This window comes from Vibrio sp. V33_P6A3T137, assembly GCF_009904835.1.
Lineage (GTDB): Bacteria > Pseudomonadota > Gammaproteobacteria > Enterobacterales > Vibrionaceae > Vibrio > Vibrio metschnikovii.
On the sequence record NZ_WXWK01000089.1, the window covers coordinates 1 to 2,322 of the forward strand.

General features: G+C 42.8%; 2 protein-coding genes. Both read right to left on the reverse strand.

The genetic code is table 11. The annotated features are described in order from the left end of the window. Positions 1 to 18: 18 nt before the first annotated feature. Positions 19 to 969: a tripartite tricarboxylate transporter substrate binding protein gene (locus tag CAG60_RS08655; RefSeq protein ID WP_004396483.1), complete on the reverse strand. Its 951-nt coding sequence runs from the start codon at positions 967 to 969 to the stop codon at positions 19 to 21. Positions 970 to 1,114: 145 nt separating this feature from the next. Continuing rightward, on the reverse strand, positions 1,115 to 2,071 hold the full coding sequence (locus CAG60_RS08660) for a TDT family transporter (protein WP_161438747.1): 957 nt from the start codon (positions 2,069 to 2,071) through the stop codon (positions 1,115 to 1,117). Between the last annotated feature and the right edge of the window lie 251 nt (positions 2,072 to 2,322).

The following is a 2,322-nucleotide window of genomic DNA, read 5'->3' on the forward strand; positions in this document are numbered from 1 at the left end:
TTCTAACTATTGCACTATTCATTGAGACTCTGCAATTAATTGTTTGTACTCTTTTACTTGGGCGTTGAATAATTCAATTAATTCGGATTCATTCATAAATATAACGGGCATTTTTATTGTCTCTTCTGTGACTTTTTTAAATCGTGCGTCTTGAGTCACTGATTGAAGCGCTTTGGCTAAAATATCGACTTGATAGTCAGGAGTATTGGCTGGAACGGTAATCACACGGATTGCATGCATACTTACGTCGTAACCGAGTTCTCTTAAGTTAGGTACTTGTGGATAATGGGCAAGCCTTTCATCCGCCAAACTGGCAAGGACTCGCATTAGTCCTGAGTCAGTATAAGCGCTATGTGTGCCGCCACTAAAGGCAAGGTCGGCATCCCCAGAAAGGATTAATGGAGCCATACCCGCTCCTCCGGTCGTTGGCATAATACGTAATGTAATGCCTTCACGCCGCATGATTCGATTGATCACGAATCGATCTTGAATGTTTTGCGACGCATAAACTAAGCCGGGATTAGCTTTGGCATAAGTAATAAACTCGCTCCACGTAGCAAATGGAGTATTAGGACCAGTGACTAAAGCAATTTGATCAAGAGTAATACCAGCCACGTATCGAAAACTGGTTAACTGGTAAGAAGCCGGAGTTGCTAACGGTGCGAAGGTATAAGGCAGAGAAAGTCCAAATTGAAAGGTGTAGCCTTGATCGCGACTGTTTGCCAGCATGGCTGCCGCTGAAGCTCCTCCAGCACCAGGATGGTAAAGAATATTAACGGGTTGGCCGAGTTTTTCGGAAAGAACTTTCGCGAGGACTTGCCCTTGAATATCCGTACTGCCACCTTGATTAAAACCAATCAACATAGTCAGTGGCTGGGTAGGAAAGTTAGATTGAGCAAACGTTGGTACTGTTACTATCAATGTTAATAACAACAGTACTAGGTGAGCTAATTGTTTGGTTTGTCTCATTATCGTGCCACCTATTTTGTTGAATTATTCTAAGTTTAGGAGCGGTTTATGGTTCTGTCTATGGCAAGCGATCATGATAAATTATCAATGGTTAACGATGATGGTTTATTTGCCCATATTGAGTATCGACGTGGTCGGTGATGATTTACTTTACGATGACGGGAGGGGATGGCCAATACATTTTCCAGTATCCCCAAACAACCCAAGCGACGAGTCCTGTAGCGACAAGAAGTTCAAATAAACCAAACAGATGTAGCCAGTACCAGTGTGGGTAAAATTCTGAAAAATAATCGGTTAAACGATGCATCGCGATAGCGCTGATCACCGAAGGAAAAGTAAGCGCAGCAATTGAAGGTTGAAAGGCTAAACGCAATAGTCTGAAATAACAAAGATAAATTAATAGCGTCATGGTGATGGCAATACCCGCTAAAGCACCAGTGAGGATCGGATCCGGGGTAGCAAAATTGACCAGATAGGTGGCGAGAGTAAGGTTAATCGGCGCAGCCATGATCGCTAAGGTTGGACGTGCCCGTCTGGGCAGCATGCCTTCAAAGACTAAGCGATAGAGTACCACTGGTAACATCACAAAATAGATAGCAACACAGACACTAACCAGCGTTTCAGAAAAAACAGTATGGCCAAATTGTGTCCCAGCAAGAGAACTGCTAATCAGACCGACTGGGTAGAGAAACCAACTGGGAACAATATTGGAGATTTTAAAATTCAGGAGCTGAAAGCGAAAAAACAGGACCATCATGGTGATGTGCAACAGTAGGGCTAGAGCCCATATTGGATAAGCAATACTTGGAGAAATAACCGCTAAATAATCACATAAAATTAATAGTGCCATACTCATTGGAGCCATTAAACTGCCGTGTAGAGGATGACGGAGATCATTAATAAATGAAGAATAACTAGTGAGGTATTTACCTAAAACGGGCAGTAATAATAAACTACCAAACAGCGCAAAGTAGGGATGGAAAAGAGCTCCCCAGGTTGGTGAGTAGAGTGTCCAAGCTTGACCTAAACCAATAACGCCCAATGCCAAGGCTGCTTGTGAAGCGGGTACGCTTTGTACATGCAGTAATTTTTTCCAGTGCAATGTTCACTCCATTGAGACACATAACGAGCCATAAAAACAGCGGCGATTCTAGCAAGTTATGTCTAACATGGGTAATCAATCACTAGATGATTATCACAAAATGATCACATTTATAGCTAATGACCATTGGGTAACTCTTGTTGGCGCAGTTTCTCTTTTTTGATGGTTCTGTGCAGCAGCTGGCTGTAAATAGGTTTGCCGCCTAAAAGCTGAGCAAAAATGACTGCGCCGAGACTGGTAATGATTAATGG

Excerpts from the sequence above, each read along its gene's own strand:
- CAG60_RS08655 (WP_004396483.1), bottom strand. The coding sequence starts at position 969 with ATGAGACAAACCAAACAATTAGCTCACCTAGTACTGTTGTTATTAACA.